Genomic DNA, 18,702 nt, shown 5'->3' with positions numbered 1-18,702 from the left:
GCACAAGGCAATAGACACTCACCACCGGCCAGCCCGGGCAGGCCCGGCCGGATCACGGTCAACGGCTACGGATCAGTCGTCCGGCCCCAGGAAGGTGCTCACCAGCTTCACCCAGTAGGTGGCGCCATAGGGCAGGCTGGCATCGTTGAAGTCATAACCGGGGTTGTGCAGCAGGCAACCGCCTTCGCTGCCCTCACCGTTGCCCATGACCAGGTAGCTGCCGGGGTAGGCCTGCAACATGAAGGAGAAATCCTCGCTGCAAGTCATCGGCTGCATATCGGCCACCAAGCCCTCGTCGCCCAGCCAATCCTGGACCACCCCACGGGCCAGCGCGGTTTCGTGCGGATGGTTGTACAGCACCGGAAAGGCATTGGGGCTGACCAGCACTTCGGCCCTGGCCCCATAGGCCCGGGCCTGGGCGTGGGCCAGTTCGTCGATACGCCTGAGCAGCAGGTCGCGGGTGGCGTTCTTCAAGGCGCGGACCGTCACGGCCAGTTCGACACTGGCGGGTACCACCGACGAACTGCTGCCGCCGTGGATCGCTCCGACCCCGACGACGCCCATGTCCAGCGGTGGTACGTTGCGTGCCACCACCGTCTGCAAGGCCATGACCAGTGAAGCGGCGGTGACTACCGGGTCCACGGTGTCGTGGGGCATGGCGCCATGCCCACCACGACCATGGATGCGGATAGTGACGGTATCGGCCGACGCCATGAACGGCCCGGCCAGGAAGCCGAAGCGCCCCACCGGCAGGCCCGGCCAGTTGTGCATGGCGAACACCGCATCACAGGGGAACAGCTGGAACAGGCCGTCCTCGATCATCTTGCGCGCCCCCACATGCCCCTCTTCGGCGGGCTGGAAAATCAGGCGCACAGTGCCATCGAAGTCGATATCCCGAGCCAGGCACTGGCCGGCGGCGAGCAGCATCGCCGTATGCCCGTCGTGGCCACAGGCGTGCATCTTGCCCTCGTGGCGGCTGGCATAAGGCAGGCCGCTGGTCTCCAGGATCGGCAACGCGTCCATGTCCGCACGCAGGCCGATGACCCGAGCACTGCGGCCCTTGCGCAGCGAGCCGACCACCCCGGTGCCGGCCAGCCCCTGGTGGACTTCGTAGCCCCACTCGCGCAGCTTGGCGGCTACCAGGCGGCTGGTTTCGAATTCTTCGTAGCTCAGTTCGGGATGAGCATGCAGGTGTTGGCGCAGGGCAGTCATGGCGGGGGTCAACGCCTGTACTTCAGGCAGGATCGCTTGGTTCGGCATGGGTTACTCCTCAGCGATGTCGTACGGCCCGATCGTCGGCTGAGACGCTGTCAGGCTCTTGTAGGAAGTCGCCAGCGCGCCAGGGCGGACCCCGTCGCTACGGCACGCCGACTATCGCCCCAGGTCCTGGCAAAAATAAAATAATATGTTCCGATCTGGCTCCTCGGAATTTCTTATGAAGATCAGCCTGCGCCACCTGCGATATGCCCTGGCGGTCACTCGCCACACCAACATCACCCAGGCCGCCGAGCACTTGAGCGTGTCCCAGCCGGCGATTTCGGCGGCGATCGGCGAACTGGAGAGCCACTTGGGGCAGTTGCTGTTCATCCGCCAACGTGGGCAAGGCATGAGCCTCACTCCCTTCGGCCGCTTGGCGATGGACAAGGCCCGGCAGATCCTGGCCGGCGTAGATGAACTGGAACACCTGGCGGACAGCGGTCATTCACTGTCCGGCGAACTGATGCTGGCGTGCTTCGAAGACCTGGCCCCCTACTGCCTGCCGCAGCTGCTGCGCGGCCTGCAACAGCGCCATCCAGGGATCAAGGTGAGCATTCGCGAGTGCGGGTTCGACCAGATCGGCAAGCAGTTGGGCAACGGCAGCCTGGACGCCGCGCTGAGTTACGACCTGGGCCTGCCGGATGGCGTGCAGACCACCGTGCTATGCGAACTGGCGGCCCATGCCTTGTTGCCGGCCGGGCATCCCCTGGCGGCCCAGCAAGCGGTCAGCCTGGGCCAGCTGTGCAAGCACCCCCTGGTCCTGACCGGGCAGGCCTACAGTTGGCAGCACTTCCTGGACCTGTTGCGTTTCCATGGGCTGCAGCCCCGGAGCCTGACCAAGACCCAATCCTTCGAACTGCAACGCGGGCTGGTGGCCAACGGCCTGGGCGTGGGCTTGGCCTATACCCGGCCATTTGGCGATCACAGCTACGACGGCCAACCGTTGGCGGTGCGCCCCATCAGCGAAGCCTTGCCGTTGCAGCGTATCGTCCTGGCGCAGTTGCAGAACCATAGCGACTCGCAGCTGGTCAACGCCTTGCGGGAACAGGCGGTGCAATGGTTCGGCCAAAGCCCGGTGTTCGGCTGGTAACCCGGGCTTTGGCATGGCCCAGGCTCAGATCCGCTCGCGGATCAGCACCTCGATGTTCGCCGCCGCGCCCCAGCGGCGAACCAGCGCGAGCAGTTGCGGATCGGTTTCACCCACCAGGTAGAGGGTGTCGATGACCTGGGTGGCCGCCCACTCGACGAACTCGCTGCCATCGAAGTCGGCCGGGCTGGCGAGGTGGAATTCGTTCTCGTAGAAGCCGGCGCTCACCGCCACCGGGGTGTCCTGGGGGCCGGCCGCCATGATGAAATCGCAGGCCAGGTGCACCACGCCCCAACCCGCCACCCGCCAATTGCCCAGCGCCTCGTCGAGCCGGGCCCGGGCGCCCCGGGCAAAGCCCAGGCCGTCGAGCACCACCCGGCGGTTGACGATCAGCCACAGCTTGCGCCGCTTCGGCACCTTGAGCCGTACTTCGCCGGTGACCTTCGAGGCCCGCAGGGCCAGGGCGAACACCAGCAGCAAGGGGGCGAAGTAGCTATAGATTTTTTCGGCCCGGCTGGTTTCGGTCAGCGCGCGCAGGCGATCGACCTCCTTGCCCTGGCGCTGCTGTTCGGCGAAGTCTTCGGCCAGGCGCTCCAGCCACTGGCCAACCACGGCCGAGGAGTACTCGCCGCGCAGATCCCCCAGGGCCTGCTGCACCTGGGTCACCGCCAGTATCGACAAACGACCATCGTCCATGCGCGGCAAGCTGGCAAAACGCTCGCACAGGTTGAGCACCTGGGCGGCGTCCTGGGGTTCAAGGCGCTGGGGCGCCGACTTGCACAGTTCGGGGGCCAGCAGGTCGTCGATGTCCGCCATTACCCGCCGCTGCAATCCGGCCTGGGCGCCCTGCGCCAGGCGATAGTCGCTCTGGAACCAATCCACCCGCACCACCTGGGTGGCACTGATCAGGGCCAGGGACGCCAGCGTCAGCCAGCCGTAGTCCACCTTCTTCCAACCCACCTCGGTCAGCGGGAATACCGAGATGAAGGTCCAGCAACAGAAGTAATAGAAAAACGCGAAGACCACCAGCAAGGACAATGGCTGCACCGACAGATAGATCAGTTCCGGCACTTCGGCCGGGCCCGATCCGTAGAGCAGCAACAGCACGCTGCTTAGCGCCAGCCAGAACAGCATCGGCAGGAAATAGGGTTTGTTCAGGGATTTTTTCATCGGTCGCTCAACGGCAGCGGCTCAGGAACACCTCGCTGTATCGGCCAAGGTCCACGAGGCTTAAGCATGTGCGACAAAGGCCCTGGGATGGGCCTTGGCGAGGGTACGGCTTTACTGGAACTGGCGGCCGAGCCCGGCGGGCACGCCATGGATATCGGTGTCTTCCCAGGGGCCGTCGGGGCTGATGGAGCGGCTCCAGCCGTTGTTCCAGCGATAGTAGGTGCGCTGGCGATAAAAGGTGTTGTCCTGGTTATCCAGCACGTAGACCCCCAGTCGAGGGTCCCAGTGGCTGTGCCCGCCCGGAGGCGGAGCGAAGCTGGCCGAGGTGCGTGGCAAGGCCTTGGTTGCAGGCGCTGGCGCATGGGGCGTGGCAGGCTTGCCGGAGGGCGCCGTGGACGGAGCCGGGCGGGTGCTCGGCCCCGCAGGCGGGATGGGCTCGGAACTGCTGGGTAGCGGCCGCTGGACCGTACAAGCGCTCAACCCCAGGACCAGGGATAACAGGGTGATGCGAGCGATGGCGGTCATGGTGGTTTCTCTTTATTTATCCGGGCTGTCGATGGTCAGCTGCTGGGCCGTGGTGGTGCTGCTGGCCAGGGGCTGGCTGTGTCCGACCCATTCACCGGCCGTTGGCTGGCCAGCGCGGGAAACACGCGCAACCAGTTGGACTTCAGGGAAGTTCGACAGTTTCAGCTGCGGCATCATCGCGTCGGCATCCCCCAGCTCGACGGTGGCCGGCAAGTCGGCCACGGTCAGGCGCTTGGCCGCCAAGGGCGCCGGTGGCCCCTGGGTGGCGCGGGCGAAGATGAACACGCTGTCGCCCGGCTGGACCTTGGCCTTGAGTTCGGCGGCCAGGTCGACCCGGACCTTGAGCAGCGCCCCCTTGGCCTTGGTCGCGGGCTCGACGGCCACCTTGCCACCGCTTGCCGCCAGCTTCTCGCTGGCCCGGTCGATCCCGCCTTGCAGGGCTGCACGGGATTTGTCGTCCGGCGGCAGTTGCGCCTGCAGGCGCTTCCAATAGTCGATGGCGTCCTGGAACCGCTCGCTTTCGAAGGCGGCGATACCCAGCAGGCCCAGGCTGGTGACCTCATTGGGATCGGCCTTGAGCGCTTCGTCGGTGAGGGCCTGTACTTTGTCCGACCACTTCTTGTCATCGGCGAAATACTGGGCCTGGGCCCACTGCCCCAGCAGCTCGGGCTGGCGCCCGGCCAGGGCCACGGTGCGCTCGAAGATCTTCGCCGCATCCGCCGGCCGATCCTGGGCCATGTAGGTGCGCCCGAGGAAGTACAGGCCTTCGGCGGAGTCCGGCTGGGCCGCCACCGCACGCTCCAGGCGCTGGGTCATTTCCTCCATGGTCCGCGGCGCCTGGGCGAACTCGCGGGTCAGCTCGACCTTGTCGCTGGCGCCGAAGTGCAGGTACAGGCCCAGGCCCAGGAGCGGCACCAGCACCGCCGCCAGCAAGGGCAGCGGCTTGCCCAGCCGCGTACTGCGCACCTGGCCGTTGCCTTCGGTGTCCGCCAACAGCTCGCGGGCGGCCTCGGCCCGGCCGCTGTCCAGTTGTTCGGCGCTGAGCACACCTTCTTGCTGCTGGCCCTGCAACTCGGCCAGGCGTTCTTCATACAGCGCAACGTTGAGCGCGGTCCGGTCCTCTTCGCGCTGGACGCGACGCTCACGCAGTATAGGGATCAGCAGGAAACTCAAGGCGATCAGGAGCAACAGGCCTGCCGCGAGCCAGAAATCAGTCATGGGTGGTTTTTATCCAGCAGTTGGTCGAGGCGCTGCCGCTCTTCGGCGGAAAGCGTGTTCGGGCTGTCGCTACGCTGGGCGCGGCGGCGCCGGACAATCACGGCGATGATCACCACGCCGCCCAGCAGCAGCCCGGCGGGGCCGAACCAGAGCAAGGCGGTCTTGCCGGTCAGGGCCGGGTTGTAGCGCACGAAATCACCGTAGCGATCGACCATGAAGTCGATGATCTGCTGATTGTCCTTGCCTTCGCCGAGCATGCGGAAGATTTCCTTGCGCAAGTCCGCGGCGATGGGCGCGTTGGAGTCGGCGATGTCCTGGTTCTGGCACTTGGGACAGCGCAACTCCTTGGTCAGCTCGTGGAACCGCTCACGCTCGCCGTCATTGGCGAACTGGTAGGTGTCGATGGCCGCCCGGGCCACCCCGACGATACCCAGGCCCAGCAGGGCCGCGATCAACCAGCGCTTCATGGCTTGGCCTCGTCGACCAGGGCCTGGTACTTGGCGGCCAGTTGCTCGCGCCAGACCACTTCGTCGATCACCCCGACGTACTTGTCGCGGATGATGCCCTTGGCGTCGATGAAGAAGGTTTCCGGGGCGCCATACACGCCGAGGTTCAGGCCCAGGGAGCCCTCCTCGTCGCGCACGTCCAGCAGGTAGGGATTGTGGAACTCGGCCAGCCACTTCAGGGCATCGGCGTTGACGTCCTTGTAGTTGATCCCGTAGATCACCACGCCACGCTCGGCCAGCTTGTTCAGCACCGGGTGCTCGACCCGGCAGGAAATGCACCAGGTGCCCCAGACGTTGACCAGCGCCGGCTTGCCCAGCAGGTCGGCGCGGGTCAGGGTCTTGTCGCCCTGAACCGAAGGCAGGGAAAACTCCGGGAACGGCTTGCCGATCATCGCCGATGGCAGCTCGGCGGGGTCCAGGTACAACCCGCGATAGAGGAACACCGCCACCACCAGGAACAGCGCCAGGGGCAACATCATCATCCAGCGTTTCATGCAGTGGCTCCTGTCATGCCCAGCGCTTCACGCACCCGGCTCTTGACCTTGACTCGATAACGCCGGTCCAGCGCCGCCAGAACCCCGCCCAGGCCGGTCAGCAGGCCGCCGAGCCAGATCCAGCGCACGAACGGCTTGACGTGCACCCGCACCGCCCAGGCGCCATTGCCCAGGGGCTCGCCGAGGGCGACATACAGGTCACGGGTGAAACCGGCGTCGATCCCGGCCTCGGTCATCATCGAGCTCTGCACGGTGTACAGGCGCTTTTCCGGATGCAGCACCGCCACTTCCTGGCCGTTGCGCACGACGCGGACAGTGCCCTTGTCGGAGGTGAAGTTCGGTCCTTCGAAGTGCTTGGCGCCTTCGAAGATGAAGTGGTAGCCGGCCAGTTCCATGGACTCGCCCGGCTCCAGGCGCAGGTCGCGCTCGGCGCTGCTCTGGCTCGACAGCACCACGCCCAGGGCGCAGACCGCGATCCCCAGGTGCGCCAGGTGCATGCCCCAGTAGCTGCGGGTCAGGCTCGGCAGGCCCTTGAGCAAGCCCTTGTGGCGAGTCTTGTCGAAGATATCCCGCACTCCGGACAACACCACCCAGGCCGCCAGCAGGAAAGTCGCCAGCACCGCCCAGTTGAAGTCGCCATAGGCGATGCCCGCCACCACGGCCAGGGCCACGCTGCCCAGCAACACCGGAGCCAGCATGCCCAGCAGCCATTTGACCGGGGTGTCTTTCCAGCGCACCAGCACGCCCACCGCCAGCACCACCATCAACAGGGCCATCAGCGGGATGAACAGCGCATTGAAGTACGGCGGCCCCACCGACAGCTTGGCGCCGCTCAGGGCGTCCAGCACCAGCGGGTACAAGGTCCCCAGAAGGATCATCGAGGCGGCCACCACCAGCACCAGGTTGTTGCCCAGCAACAGGGTTTCCCGGGACCACAGGTTGAAGCCCACCTGGCTCTTGACCACCGGTGCGCGCAGGGCGAACAGGGTCAGCGAGCCACCCACCACGAACAACAGGAAGAACAGGATGAACACGCCGCGCTCAGGGTCGGCGGCGAAGGCATGGACCGAGGTCAGCACCCCGGAGCGGACCAGGAAGGTGCCCAGCAGGCTCAGGGAGAAGGCGGCGATGGCCAGCAGCACGGTCCAGCTCTTGAACACCCCGCGCTTTTCGGTGACGGCCAGGGAGTGGATCAGCGCGGTGCCTACCAGCCAAGGCATGAAGGAAGCGTTTTCCACCGGGTCCCAGAACCACCAGCCACCCCAGCCCAGCTCGTAGTAGGCCCACCAGGAGCCCAGGGTGATGCCGATGCCGAGGAAGGCCCAGGCGACTATGGTCCAGGGCCGCGACCAGCGGGCCCAGGCGGCATCGAGGCGACCGCCGAGCAGCGCGGCGATGGCGAAGGCGAAGGCCACCGAGAATCCCACGTAGCCCATGTAGAGCATCGGTGGGTGGACGATCAGGCCGATGTCCTGCAACAGCGGGTTGAGATCGCGGCCATCGGCCGGGACCTGGGGCAGGATCCGCGCGAAGGGGTTGGAGGTGACGATCAGGAACGACAGGAAGCCGGTACTGACCATGCCCATGATCGCCAGCACCCGGGCCAGCATCACTTGCGGCAACTGCCGCGAGAACACCGACACGGCGAAGGTCCAGCCACCCAGGATCAGCGCCCAGAGCAGCAGCGAGCCTTCATGGGCGCCCCATACGGCGCTGAACTTGTAGTACCAGGGCAAGGCGCTGTTGGAGTTGTGGGCGACGTAGGCCACCGAGAAATCGTCATTCATGAAGGCGTAGGTCAGGCAGCCGAAGGCAAATACCAAGAAGGCGAACTGCCCCCAGGCCGCCGGCTGCGCCAGGCTCATCCACAACCGGTCGCCACGCCAGGCGCCCAGCAACGGCACCACCGCCTGGACCAGGGCCAGGCACAACGCCAGGATCATCGCCAGGTGGCCGAGCTCGGGAACGAACAAAACGGAACTCATGGCTCAACCCTCCTTGGCCGGCGTCGGTGCCGACTGGCCGCTGTCTTTCAGGGCCTTGGTGACTTCCGGCGGCATGTACTTCTCGTCGTGCTTGGCCAGTACTTCATCGGCGACCACCACGCCATCGGCGTTGATCTTGCCCAGGGCGACGATGCCCTGCCCTTCGCGGAACAGGTCCGGAAGGATGCCACGGTAGGTGATGGTCACCGACTTGTTGAAGTCGGTGACCACGAACTTGACGTCCAGCGAGTCGGCGGAGCGCTCCAGCGAGCCGGCCTGGACCATGCCACCGGCGCGGATGCGGGTGTCATGGGGGGCTTCGCCATTGGCGATCTGGGTCGGGGTGTAGAACAGGTTGATGTTTTCCTTCAGCGCGCTGAGGGCCAGGCCGACGGCGATGCCGACACCCACCAGGATCGCCAGGATGATCAAAAGACGCTTTTTACGCAGCGGATTCACTTACCGTTCTCCCGGCGCAGACGACGCGCCTCTTGTTGCAGATAGCTCCTGCGGTCGAGGATCGGCGCCACCAGCTCACGCACCAGGACCACCAGGCAGATACCGTAGGCCGACCAGACGTACAGGCCGTGATGGCCCATGGCGAGAAAGTCGCTGAAGGATGCAAAACTCATTGTGCGGCCTCCAGGCTGCGTTGGACTTCGGCCTTGACCCAGCTGGTCCGGGCTTCGCGCTTGAGTACCTCAAGGCGCATGCGCAGCAACAGCACCACGGCGAAGAAACAATAGAAACCCAGTACCGTCAGCAACAGCGGCAGCCACATTTCCACCGGCATGGCGGGCCTTTCGGTCAGGGTGAAGGTCGCCCCCTGGTGCAGGGTGTTCCACCACTCCACCGAGTACTTGATGATCGGGATGTTCACCACCCCGACGATCGCCAGCACCGCACAGGCCTTGGCGGCGCTGTCACGGTTGCTGATGGCGGCGTTCAGGGCCATGAGGCCGGCGTACAGGAACAGCAGGATCAGCATCGAGGTCAGCCGGGCATCCCAGACCCACCAGGAACCCCAGGTCGGCTTGCCCCAGATGGCCCCGGTCACCAGCGCCAGGAACGTGATGGAATGACCGATGGGCGCGGCGCATTGCAGGGCAACGTCGGCCAGTTTCATTTTCCATACCAGCCCGACCACCCCGCACACCGCCAGCATCACATAGCAAGACTGGGCCAGCATCGCCATCGGCACATGAATATAGATGATGCGAAAGCTGTTGCCTTGCTGGTAGTCCGGTGGCGCGAAGGCCAGGCCCCAGACCACGCCGATACCAATCAGCAACACGGCGGCGACGCTCAGCCAGGGCAACAGCTTGCCGCTGATGCCGTAAAACCATTTAGGCGAGCCGAGCTTGTGAAACCAGGTCCAGTTCATTCGTTGTTTCCATCACGGTTGCTCTTCGTCTACACGAACAGCCAGGGTCTTTACTGGTTAAAAAACAACCAGACCTCATTATTCGCCGACGCTGATCTTCAGGCCAGCCGCTATTGCAAAGGGTGTCAGGGTCACTGCCAGCGCAGCCAGGCTACCAAGCCACAGCAAGAACCCTGTAGTCGGCAAGCCCTGCAATGCCGCCTGCAAGGCGCCACTGCCGAGAATCAATACTGGGATGTACAAGGGCAGGATCAACAGCGCCAACAACAGGCCGCCGCGCTTGAGCCCTACCGTCAGCGCCGCGCCCACCGCCCCCAGCAAACTGAGGACCGGCGTCCCCAGCAACAACGAGAGCAGCAGCACGGGCAGGCAGGCGGCCGGCAGCCCGAGCATCACCGCCAGCAAGGGCGCGAGCAATACCAGGGCCAACCCGGAGAAAATCCAGTGTGCCAGCACCTTGGCCAGCACCAGAAGGGCCAGGGGGTGCGACGAAAGGACCCACTGCTCCAGGGATCCATCCTCGAAATCACTGCGGAAAAGCCCGTCCAGCGAGAGCAGGACGGACAACAGCGCCGCCACCCAGACCAGGCCAGGAGACAAGGTTTGCAACAATTGTGTCTCAGGTCCCACCGCCAGCGGAAACAAGGCGACGACTATCGCGAAAAATACCAGGGGGTTGGCCAACTCCGCCGGACGCCGGCACAGCAGCCGTGCCTCACGGGCCACCAACAAGGCAAAGACACTCATGCGGCCCACCGTCCCAGGTCGATATCGCGGTATCCCGAGGGCATGCGGCCAAGCGTGTGGTGGGTGGTCAGCACCACCGTGCCGCCACGCTCGCAATGGGCAGCCAGGTGTTCCTCGAGTTGCGCCACGCCCTGCTTGTCCAGGGCGGTGAAGGGTTCATCGAGGATCCACAGCGGCGGACTGTCCAGGTACAAGCGGGCCAGGGCCACACGGCGCTGCTGGCCGGCGGACAGGGTATGGCAGGGAACGTCTTCGAACCCCTTGAGGCCGACGGCGGCCAGGGCCTGCCAGATCGCCTCGCTCCGGGCCGGCTGGTGCAGTGCACAGAGCCAGCTGAGGTTCTCTTCGGCGGTGAGCAAGTCCTTGATGCCGGCGGCATGGCCGATCCACAACAAATTGCGGGCCAGTTCGGCGCGCTGGGCCTGCAACGGCTGGCCGTTGAGCAGCACCTGGCCACTGGTGGGCTGCATCAACCCGGCGAGCAGGCGCAGCAGGCTGGTCTTGCCGCTGCCATTGGGACCGCTGATCTGCACCATGTCTCCAGCCGTCAAGCGCAACTCGAGGTGTTCAAAGAGCATCCGCCAATCGCGCTCACAAGCGAGTGCAACGGCTTCGAGAAGAGGGCTGGTCAAGGGATAGCGGGCCTTTACGGGTTCAAGTCGGCAGTGGAGCGGCCGTTAAAGGAATGCAGGATAAATGCATTGGCGGCCTGTTCTAGAGAGCTGCGTCAAACAATTGTATTGTTTTTACCACTCCTTAAAAGACGGGCGGCATTATACATGTGAGTCCCTACCTTACAGGGGGTTAATTTCCACAGGTTGTGTCCGAATGACAGGCGAAATGAACATCCTCCCGCTGCCGTCGACGCCCGCTCCCGGAGCCTCGCGCGCGCAGCTGCCCAGCGGTGAACTGCTCAAGCTGACGCCACCGCTGGAGGGGTTGATCGCGCCCGGCCAGAGCGCCCGGGCCGAAGTGCTGTCGCTCAAGCAGACGGACCAGACCTTCGAGCTGCTGCTCAAGCTGACCCTGGACAATGGCCGGCAAACCACCCTGCAAGCCACCAGCAACCAACCCCTGCCCCAGGGCACCAGCCTGGCGGTGACCCAGCCATCGGCAGCCAACCTGGCCATTACCGTGCAACAGGCCATCGCCTCCAGCGTCGCCGCCCTGACCCGCCTGGATACCAGCCAACTGCCTCCGGGCACCCTGTTGCAGGGCAAGGTCCTGACCTCGCAACTGCTGCCCCAGGGCGACAACCAGCCAGCGCTGTACCGCTCCCTGGTGAGCCTGCTCAATACCGCCCAGAGCGGCAGCACCCTGGACATCGAAAGCCCGCAGCCGTTGCGTATCGGCAGCCTGCTAAGCGCCCTGGTGACGGATGCCCAGACCCTGAGTTTCGTCCCCTTGAGCAACCGCCAGGAGCAATTGGCGATCGCCGCCCAGCTGGCCAGCCAGCAAAGTCGCCAGGGCTCCCTGGGCGGCCTGCTCAACGCCCTGCAGAACCTGCCCGTCGACAACGGCCAGCCCGGCCCGACCAGCGATCTGCGCGCCGCGGTCGAACGCCTGCTGGGCAACCTGCCCAACGCACAGCAAATGAGCAGCGCCCGTGGAGTGGCCCAGGCGCTGCTGGGCAGCGGCGTGTTCCTCGAGGCCCGGTTGGCTGCCGGCAACCCGGGCCAGGCCGCGGATCTGAAGGCCGACCTGCTGCGCCTGATCGCCCAGTTGACCCCGGCCCTGCCCTCCTCCACCAGTTTCAACGCGATCCTCGCCGCCAATACCCTGGCCCAGTCCCTGCCCAGCTTTGTACGCAGCGCCCTGGGCACCCTGGGCCAGGTGAGCGCCAAAACCACGCCCGGGGGATTCCCGCTGCCGGAGCGCCTGCTGCAAAGCCTGGAAGGCGCGGGCAGCCTGGAACAACTGCTGCGCCTGGCCGCCGCGGCGGTGTCGCGCCTGCAGAGCCACCAACTGGCGGGGCTGGAACAAAGCGGGCGTACCGACGATGGCCGCCAGCTGACCACCTGGCAGCTGGAAATCCCGATGCGCAACCTGCAGGACATCGTGCCCCTGCAGGTCAAGTTGCAGCGTGAGGAACCGGCGCAAGCAGAACAGCAAGCCCAGGACAAACGCGAAGAACGCGAGCCCCGGCAAGCCTTGTGGCGGGTCGACCTGGCCTTCGACCTCGAGCCGCTGGGGCCGCTGCAGGTCCAGGCGCAACTGCTCCAGGGCCGCTTGTCCAGCCAACTATGGGCCGAGCGCCCCTACACCGCGAGCCTGATCGAAAGCCACCTGGGCAGCCTGCGCGAGCGCCTGCTGGCCTCGGGCCTGGATGTCGGCGACCTGGATTGCCATCTCGGCATCCCGCCCCAAGGCCCGCGCACCCGATTGGAACAACGCTGGGTCGACGAAACCGCATGAAGCACTCTGCCCCACCTCGCCAGGCCATCGCCCTCAAATACGATGGCCAGCAGGCTCCGACACTCACCGCCAAGGGCGATGACGAACTGGCCGAAGCGATCCTGAAGATCGCCCGCGACTATGAAGTGCCGATCTATGAGAACGCCGAACTGGTCAGATTGCTGGCGCGCCTGGAATTGGGCGACAGCATCCCGCCGGAGCTGTACCGGACCATCGCCGAGATCATCGCCTTCGCCTGGAACCTCAAGGGCAAGTTCCCGGCAGGCCACGATCCACGGCAGATAGAGACGGAAAAGGACGTCACCGAGCGCGGCGACGATGACTAGAAGAGCATGAGCCGCAAGCTGCATGCTTGAAGCTGATGCTCAGCCTCTATGCAGCTTGCTCACCAACTCGGCCTCGGCCTGGGTCAGGCCGCAGGATTGGGTCAGCTCGTCGACGCTGGCGCCCATGCCCACCAACCGTGCGGCCTGGGCAAAGGACAAGGTGGAGGGATCGCGCTGTTCCAGCTGGGCCAGCTTGTCCGGCAACGGCGCCACCACCGCCCGCAGCTCGTGCAAGTCCTCGCCCATGCGCACCGTGCCGTTCTGGTAATGATCGACCCGCTTGGCCAGTTCCTTGATTCGCAGGTCGCGCAGGGCATCGCCTTCAGCCTGCTGCGCAGCGATCTGCCGCTGGTTGCGGGCAAAGGACAGGAACAACGCGAGGGTGGCGACCCAGAGGATCGCCAGGACGATTACCGCTACCTCGAGGATCAATCAGATACTCTCCAGTTCCGACCATTCCTCTTCGCTCATCATCTTGTCCAGCTCTACCAGGATCAGCAGCTCGCCGTTCTTGTTGCAGACGCCCTGGATGAACTTGGCGGATTCTTCGTTGCCGACATTCGGCGCGGTCTCGACTTCGGATTGGCGCAGGTAGACCACCTCGGCCACGCTGTCGACCATGATCCCGACCACCTGCTTGTCAGCCTCGATGATGACGATCCGGGTGTTGTCGTTGACTTCGGTGGGCACCAGGCCAAAACGCTGGCGAGTGTCGATCACGGTCACCACGTTGCCGCGCAGGTTGATGATGCCCAGCACATAGCTCGGAGCCCCCGGCACCGGGGCGATCTCGGTGTAGCGCAGGACCTCCTGGACGCGCATCACGTTGATGCCGTAGGACTCGTTATCCAGCTTGAAGGTGACCCATTGCAGGATCGGATCTTCGGAACCCTGTGCAGACGACGACTTATTCATACCCTGACCCCTCAAAATACCGTTGGCAACGGCGTGTGTTCTGTATGGCCCCGCCCCACTGGCGCGACCTGTTGTTGGTTCACTTCGGCTTGTGGGCCGCTTGACTGATCGCCAGCTGCTTGGCACCACCGGTGGCGATCAATTGCGCCAACTCGGCGACGTCGAGCAACGCGCACATGTGTTCGATTACCGTACCGGCCAGCCACGGGCGCTGGCCCCGGTGGCTGCGCCACTTGATTTCATTGGGGTCCAGGCGCAGCGAACGACTGACCTGGTGCACGGCCAGCCCCCACTCATAGCCCTGGACCGAAATAACGTATTGCAAGCCCTGGCGGAAATCGTCGCGATAACGATCCGGCATGACCCAGCGCGCCGTGTCCAGCACCTTCAGGTTGCCGGCCTGGCTCGGCAGGATGCCGAGGAACCATTCCGGCTGGCCGAACAACGGCGTCAGGTCCTGGCCCGCCAGGGAGTAGATCGACCCCAGGCACACCAGGGGCACCGCCAGGGTCAGGCCGGCGACATCGAACAACAGGCATTCGAAAGGTTCGGCCGCCCAAGCCGGCCGATCGCTACCGGCGACCGGTGGCGGCGTGTTGCCAGGTGGCAGGTGGACCTCCACCACGGGCGGCACCAAGGCCTGGAGCATCGGCACCACGGGTGAGATCGAGGCCGGCAGGGGTGCCGGTGCATCCTGCACGGGAGCCACGGGCACCGCAGCAGGTGCCTCGGCCTGAACGGCAGGCGGTGCCTGGTAGTGGATCCGTGCATCCCGGGCCTGCTCCTCCAGTACCGCGGCCTGGAATTCGTCCAGCACCTCGCTGGAGGCATCGGTACGGGCCTCAATGACAGGCAGAGCCGGCTCTGCAACGACCTCGGGAAGCGGCTCGTCCTCGGTGGCTTCTTGCAGCAAGGCGTCCAGGTACGACTGCAGCGCCAGCTGCGGCCGGTTCTTGACATCCAGTGGACGATTCATGAGGACACCCACGCACAAAACCCCACACAGTGAACTGTAGGGGTTATCGGCCGGGCTGCCGGACGACTTGAATGGCACTTCACGTCAGGCCACCTGCGCCACGGCTTGTTGCGCCAGCAGATGCTTGAGCAAGGCCTTGTAGGCCAGCACACCACGGCTCTTGCCATCGAATTGCGAAGGCGTGACCCCCGCCCGGCTGGCATCACGCAAGCGCGTATCGACCGGAATATAGCCTTGCCAGATCTGCTCCGGGAACTTGTCCCGCAGGATCCGCAGGGTACCCAACGAGGCCTGGGTCCGTCGGTCGAACAGGGTCGGCACGATGGTGAACGGCAATGGCTGCTTGCGCGAGCGGTTGACCATCGCCAGGGTATTGACCATGCGCTCCAGCCCCTTGACCGCCAGGTGCTCGGTCTGCACCGGAATCACCAGTTGCTGGCTGGCCGCCAGGGCGTTGACCATCAACACCCCAAGCAACGGCGGGCTGTCGATCACCGCGTAGTCGAAATCCTGCCACAGCTGCGCCAGACTCTTGGCGATTACCAGGCCCAGGCCGCTCTGCCCGGGGGATTGGCGCTCCAGGGTGGCCAGGGCCGTGCTCGACGGCAACAGCGAAATCCGCTCGTGGCTGGTGCCCAGCAACAGTTGCCCAGGCAGATCCTCGGGTACGTTGCCCTTGTGCAGGAACAGGTCGTAGCTGCTGTGCTCCAGGCTGTCGGGGTCATAACCGAAATAGCTGGTCATGGAACCATGGGGATCTAGGTCGACCACGACCACGCGCTTGCCCGCCTCCGCCAGCAAGCCGGCTAAAGCGATGGAACTGGTGGTTTTACCGACACCACCCTTTTGATTGGCAACAGCCCAGACTCTCATTCAGTTTGTTCCTCCCGCCCAGCCACAGCAGGGCGAGACATAGCGCAAAGTTATAAAGCAGGTGACGGAGAATTGACGGCACTGCCCTGTACCGGCGATCTCACCGCGGTTGGTGCAGTTTGTGTGCCAGCCCGCTTGAGTGCCGCATCCGGCGTTGCATTGGCGCTGCCAGTACCGGTCAGGCTACGGCGCACATCCAGGTTGCGCGATACCACCAACACCACCCGGCGGTTGCGTGCCCGGCCCTCGGCAGTGGCATTGTTGGCCACCGGCTGGAACTCGCCATAACCCACCGAAGCCATGCGTGCCGGGTTCACCCCCTGCATCGCCAGCATGCGCACGATACTTGCCGAACGGGCCGAAGACAGCTCCCAGTTAGTGGGGTACTGCATGGTCTGGATCGGTTGGTTGTCGGTAAAACCCTCGACATGGATAGGGTTGTCGAAGGGTTTGAGGATCTTCGCCACCTTGTCGATGATGTTGAACGCCTTGTCGCTGGGCATGGCATCGCCGCTGCCGAAGAGCAGGCTGGAATTGAGCTCGATCTCCAACCACAGCTCGTTGCCACGCACAGTCATCTGGTCGGAGCTGATCAGGTCGCCGAAAGCGGCGTTGACATCGTCGGCGATGCTCTTGAGCGGGTCGCTGCCACCCGAGATGCCGGCATCGATCTGCTCGCTGTCCTTGACCAACGGCTTGGCCGGAGTCACGGTCTTGGGCCGTTCGTCCCCAATGGGAATCGGCTTGAGGGCGCGATCGGAGTCGGTGAAGACCCCGACCAGCGCTTCGGAAATGACCTTGTACTTGCCCTCGTTGATCGAGGAAATCGAGTACATGACCACGAAAAACGCGAACAACAGGGTGATGAAGTCGGCGTAGGAAACCAACCAACGCTCGTGGTTGACGTGTTCTTCATGTTGACGACGACGAGCCATGATCAGTCCATGAAGCCTTGCAGCTTCAACTCGATGGAACGCGGGTTCTCGCCTTCGGCGATCGACAGGAGCCCCTCGAGGAGCATTTCCCGGTACCGCGACTGGCGCAGGGCGATGGACTTGAGCTTGGCGGCGATCGGCAACAGCACCAGGTTGGCGCTGGCCACGCCATAGATGGTGGCGACGAAGGCCACGGCGATACCGCTACCCAGCTGCGATGGATCGGCCAGGTTGCCCATGACATGGATCAAGCCCATCACGGCACCGATGATCCCGATGGTCGGCGCGTAGCCGCCCATGCTCTCGAACACCTTGGCGGCCTCGATATCCCGGCTTTCCTGGGTATAGAAGTCCACTTCGAGGATGCTGCGGATGGCTTCCGGCTCGGCGCCATCGACCAGCAACTGCAGGCCCTTGCGCGAATAGGTATCGGGCTCGGCATCCGCCACGCCTTCCAGGCCCAGCAAGCCCTCCTTGCGCGCGGTCAGGCTCCAGTTGACCACCCGATCGATGCCCGCCGGCAGGTCGACCCGCGGCGGGAACAGGATCCAGGCGAGGATCTGCATGGCGCGCTTGAAGGCGCTCAACGGCGACTGCAGCAAGGCCGCGCCGATGGTGCCGCCGAGCACGATCAGCGCAGCCGGGCCGTTGGCCAGGGCCGAAAGATGGCCACCTTCAAGGTAGTTGCCGCCGATGATGGCGACGAACGCCATGATGATCCCGATAAGGCTCAGTACATCCATTACAGGCAAGCCTCGACCAGGTGCCGGCCGATATCGTCCAGGCTATACACCGCGTCCGCCAGGTTGGCCTTGACGATAGCCATGGGCATGCCATAGATCACGCAACTGGCTTCATCCTGGGCCCAGACCGCGCTGCCGCCCTGCTTGAGCAGGCGCGCCCCCTCACGACCGTCGGCGCCCATGCCGGTGAGCACCACCGCCAGGACTTTGTCGTTGTAGGACTTGGCTGCGGAACCGAAAGTGATGTCCACGCACGGCTTGTAGTTCAGGCGCTCGTCGCCAGGCAGGATCTTCACCGCGCCACGACCGTCGACCATCATCTGCTTGCCACCGGGGGCCAGCAGCGCCAGGCCGGGACGCAGGATATCGCCGTCCTCGGCTTCCTTGACGCTGATCTTGCAGAGCTTGTCCAGGCGCTCGGCGAAAGCCTTGGTGAAGGCCGCCGGCATGTGCTGGATCAGCACGATCGGCGCCGGGAAGTTGGCCGGCAGTTGGGTCAGCACCCGCTGCAGCGCCACCGGGCCGCCGGTGGAAGTACCGATGGCCACCAGCTTGTAGGCCTTGCGCTTGGGCGCAGGCGCAGCCGGGCTCGCGGCGGGCGCCGGGGCACGGCTCGGAACCGGGGCCGGTGCGGCCGGACGGCTGCTGGCGAAGCTCGAGGTGGCCGGAGCTGGCGCACTGCTCTGCGGTGCCGGGGCACTGTAGCTGCTGAAGCGCCGGTTGCTGCGCGAGATGCTATGGACCTTCTCGCACAACAGTTGCTTGACCTTCTCGGGGTTGCGCGAGATGTCCTCGAAATTCTTCGGCAGGAAATCCACCGCCCCGGCGTCCAGCGCATCGAGGGTCACCCGCGCGCCTTCATGGGTCAGGGAAGAGAACATCAGGACCGGGGTCGGGCAGCGCTGCATGATGTGCCGCACTGCGGTGATGCCATCCATCATCGGCATCTCGTAGTCCATGGTGATCACGTCCGGCTTGAGGGCCAGGGCCTGATCGATCGCCTCTTTACCATTGGTCGCGGTACCGACCACCTGGATGCTCGAATCCGCTGAAAGAATTTCCGAGACGCGGCGGCGGAAAAAACCCGAATCGTCCACCACCAGGACTTTGACTGCCATAAACACTCCGTTAGGTGGGGCGAGGCCA

The 18,702-nt window shown here is 64.8% G+C and carries 22 protein-coding genes; 3 read left to right on the top strand and 19 right to left on the bottom strand.

From position 1 onward, the window contains the following. Positions 1-72 precede the first annotated feature (72 nt). Positions 73-1,260, bottom strand: a complete 1,188-nt coding sequence (locus tag ACK6AU_RS16690; protein ID WP_409300127.1) for a M20 aminoacylase family protein — start codon at positions 1,258-1,260, stop codon at positions 73-75. A gap of 175 nt (positions 1,261-1,435) precedes the next feature. On the opposite strand from ACK6AU_RS16690, the gene ACK6AU_RS16685 reads away from it, so the two are divergent. Further along, positions 1,436-2,347, top strand: coding sequence for a LysR family transcriptional regulator (locus ACK6AU_RS16685; RefSeq protein WP_409300125.1), 912 nt, complete (start codon positions 1,436-1,438; stop codon positions 2,345-2,347). A gap of 24 nt (positions 2,348-2,371) precedes the next feature. Here ACK6AU_RS16685 and ACK6AU_RS16680 read toward each other — a convergent pair whose 3' ends face one another. The 11 genes from ACK6AU_RS16680 to ccmA form a co-directional block, all read right to left on the bottom strand. Next, positions 2,372-3,514, bottom strand: a complete 1,143-nt coding sequence (locus ACK6AU_RS16680; RefSeq protein WP_409300123.1) for a hypothetical protein — start codon at positions 3,512-3,514, stop codon at positions 2,372-2,374. Positions 3,515-3,625: 111 nt separating this feature from the next. Beyond that, positions 3,626-4,039: a hypothetical protein gene (locus tag ACK6AU_RS16675; RefSeq protein WP_185700690.1), complete on the bottom strand. Its 414-nt coding sequence runs from the start codon at positions 4,037-4,039 to the stop codon at positions 3,626-3,628. A gap of 12 nt (positions 4,040-4,051) precedes the next feature. Then, complete coding sequence (gene ccmI, locus ACK6AU_RS16670; protein ID WP_409300121.1) at positions 4,052-5,257, bottom strand: c-type cytochrome biogenesis protein CcmI; 1,206 nt, start codon at positions 5,255-5,257, stop codon at positions 4,052-4,054. After that, positions 5,254-5,724, bottom strand: coding sequence for a cytochrome c-type biogenesis protein (locus ACK6AU_RS16665; protein ID WP_185700692.1), 471 nt, complete (start codon positions 5,722-5,724; stop codon positions 5,254-5,256). Before ACK6AU_RS16665 ends, ccmI begins: the two co-directional genes overlap by 4 nt. Next, positions 5,721-6,257: a DsbE family thiol:disulfide interchange protein gene (locus tag ACK6AU_RS16660; protein ID WP_022643072.1), complete on the bottom strand. Its 537-nt coding sequence runs from the start codon at positions 6,255-6,257 to the stop codon at positions 5,721-5,723. Before ACK6AU_RS16660 ends, ACK6AU_RS16665 begins: the two co-directional genes overlap by 4 nt. Further along, complete coding sequence (locus ACK6AU_RS16655; RefSeq protein ID WP_409300119.1) at positions 6,254-8,242, bottom strand: heme lyase CcmF/NrfE family subunit; 1,989 nt, start codon at positions 8,240-8,242, stop codon at positions 6,254-6,256. The genes ACK6AU_RS16660 and ACK6AU_RS16655 overlap by 4 nt, the downstream gene beginning before the upstream one ends. 3 nt (positions 8,243-8,245) lie before the next feature. Further along, positions 8,246-8,701 (bottom strand): cytochrome c maturation protein CcmE, encoded by a 456-nt coding sequence (ccmE, locus tag ACK6AU_RS16650; protein ID WP_022643070.1) that lies wholly within the window; start codon positions 8,699-8,701, stop codon positions 8,246-8,248. Next, positions 8,698-8,874: a heme exporter protein CcmD gene (ccmD, locus tag ACK6AU_RS16645; protein WP_022643069.1), complete on the bottom strand. Its 177-nt coding sequence runs from the start codon at positions 8,872-8,874 to the stop codon at positions 8,698-8,700. Before ccmD ends, ccmE begins: the two co-directional genes overlap by 4 nt. Then, positions 8,871-9,626 carry a heme ABC transporter permease gene (locus tag ACK6AU_RS16640; RefSeq protein WP_068578478.1) on the bottom strand — a complete coding sequence of 252 codons (756 nt, stop codon included), beginning with the start codon at positions 9,624-9,626 and terminating at the stop codon, positions 8,871-8,873. The genes ccmD and ACK6AU_RS16640 overlap by 4 nt, the downstream gene beginning before the upstream one ends. A gap of 78 nt (positions 9,627-9,704) precedes the next feature. Then, a complete protein-coding gene (gene ccmB / locus ACK6AU_RS16635; protein ID WP_185700694.1) occupies positions 9,705-10,373 on the bottom strand; it encodes a heme exporter protein CcmB in 669 nt (222 codons plus the stop codon). Beyond that, the gene (gene ccmA / locus ACK6AU_RS16630; protein WP_085595838.1) at positions 10,370-11,005 is read right to left on the bottom strand and encodes a cytochrome c biogenesis heme-transporting ATPase CcmA; all 636 of its coding nucleotides are present in this window, start codon (positions 11,003-11,005) and stop codon (positions 10,370-10,372) included. The genes ccmB and ccmA overlap by 4 nt, the downstream gene beginning before the upstream one ends. Before the next feature lie 196 nt (positions 11,006-11,201). On the opposite strand from ccmA, the gene ACK6AU_RS16625 reads away from it, so the two are divergent. Both ACK6AU_RS16625 and ACK6AU_RS16620 read left to right on the top strand, forming a co-directional pair. Next, on the top strand, positions 11,202-12,788 hold the full coding sequence (locus ACK6AU_RS16625; RefSeq protein ID WP_409300115.1) for a flagellar hook-length control protein FliK: 1,587 nt from the start codon (positions 11,202-11,204) through the stop codon (positions 12,786-12,788). Then, positions 12,785-13,114 carry an EscU/YscU/HrcU family type III secretion system export apparatus switch protein gene (locus ACK6AU_RS16620; RefSeq protein WP_185700696.1) on the top strand — a complete coding sequence of 110 codons (330 nt, stop codon included), beginning with the start codon at positions 12,785-12,787 and terminating at the stop codon, positions 13,112-13,114. The genes ACK6AU_RS16625 and ACK6AU_RS16620 overlap by 4 nt, the downstream gene beginning before the upstream one ends. 39 nt (positions 13,115-13,153) lie before the next feature. Here the strand turns inward: ACK6AU_RS16620 and ACK6AU_RS16615 are convergent, their stop codons facing one another. From ACK6AU_RS16615 to ACK6AU_RS16585, 7 genes are all read right to left on the bottom strand, one after another. Then, complete coding sequence (locus tag ACK6AU_RS16615; RefSeq protein ID WP_409300113.1) at positions 13,154-13,546, bottom strand: DUF2802 domain-containing protein; 393 nt, start codon at positions 13,544-13,546, stop codon at positions 13,154-13,156. Beyond that, a complete protein-coding gene (locus tag ACK6AU_RS16610) occupies positions 13,547-14,029 on the bottom strand; it encodes a chemotaxis protein CheW (protein ID WP_011060011.1) in 483 nt (160 codons plus the stop codon). A 79-nt stretch (positions 14,030-14,108) separates the two neighbouring features. Beyond that, the gene (locus tag ACK6AU_RS16605) at positions 14,109-15,005 is read right to left on the bottom strand and encodes a CheW domain-containing protein (protein ID WP_185700698.1); all 897 of its coding nucleotides are present in this window, start codon (positions 15,003-15,005) and stop codon (positions 14,109-14,111) included. An 84-nt stretch (positions 15,006-15,089) separates the two neighbouring features. Further along, the gene (locus ACK6AU_RS16600; protein WP_185700699.1) at positions 15,090-15,878 is read right to left on the bottom strand and encodes a ParA family protein; all 789 of its coding nucleotides are present in this window, start codon (positions 15,876-15,878) and stop codon (positions 15,090-15,092) included. Positions 15,879-15,928: 50 nt separating this feature from the next. Next, complete coding sequence (gene motD / locus ACK6AU_RS16595) at positions 15,929-16,813, bottom strand: flagellar motor protein MotD (RefSeq protein WP_185700700.1); 885 nt, start codon at positions 16,811-16,813, stop codon at positions 15,929-15,931. Positions 16,814-16,815: 2 nt separating this feature from the next. Next, the gene (locus ACK6AU_RS16590; protein ID WP_022643060.1) at positions 16,816-17,556 is read right to left on the bottom strand and encodes a flagellar motor protein; all 741 of its coding nucleotides are present in this window, start codon (positions 17,554-17,556) and stop codon (positions 16,816-16,818) included. Then, a complete protein-coding gene (locus tag ACK6AU_RS16585; protein WP_185700701.1) occupies positions 17,556-18,674 on the bottom strand; it encodes a chemotaxis response regulator protein-glutamate methylesterase in 1,119 nt (372 codons plus the stop codon). Before ACK6AU_RS16585 ends, ACK6AU_RS16590 begins: the two co-directional genes overlap by 1 nt. Positions 18,675-18,702: the final 28 nt, after the last annotated feature.

The organism is Pseudomonas sp. KCJK8993, from assembly GCF_046230915.1.
Classification (GTDB): domain Bacteria; phylum Pseudomonadota; class Gammaproteobacteria; order Pseudomonadales; family Pseudomonadaceae; genus Aquipseudomonas; species Aquipseudomonas piscis.
This window is presented reverse-complemented; position numbering and strand designations above follow the sequence as displayed.